Annotated in this window: 1 pseudogene; it reads left to right on the top strand. The window is 58.1% G+C overall.

Going from position 1 to position 315, the window contains the following annotated elements:
• Positions 1-315: pseudogene (locus GO013_RS16880) on the top strand (23S rRNA (adenine(2503)-C(2))-methyltransferase RlmN); the annotation flags it as partial.

Here is a 315-nt window from a genome sequence, read left to right as displayed (position 1 = left end):
ACTACGACGAGGTTCTCAAGGCGCTGCGAATCCTCAACGACCCCGATGGCATCGGTATCGGCGCTCGTCACCTCACCGTCTCTACCAGCGGCGTTATTCCCGGTATTCGCAAATTTGCCGACATCCCCGAGCAGTTCACGCTTGCCGTTTCCCTGCATTCCGCCATCCAGTCGACGCGCAATAAGCTCATGCCCGGTGTTAAGAAGTACACGCTGCTTCGCCTTCACGAAGCGCTTCAGCTCTACACCGAGAAGACCGGCCGCCGCCCGACCTATGAGTATGCCATGATCGAAGGCGTCAACGATACGAATCCCG

Origin of the sequence: Pseudodesulfovibrio sp. JC047 (assembly GCF_010468615.1) — a bacterium.
GTDB lineage: Bacteria > Desulfobacterota > Desulfovibrionia > Desulfovibrionales > Desulfovibrionaceae > Pseudodesulfovibrio.
Note: the sequence above shows the minus strand (reverse complement) of the source record. Positions and strands in the feature narration are given on the sequence as shown.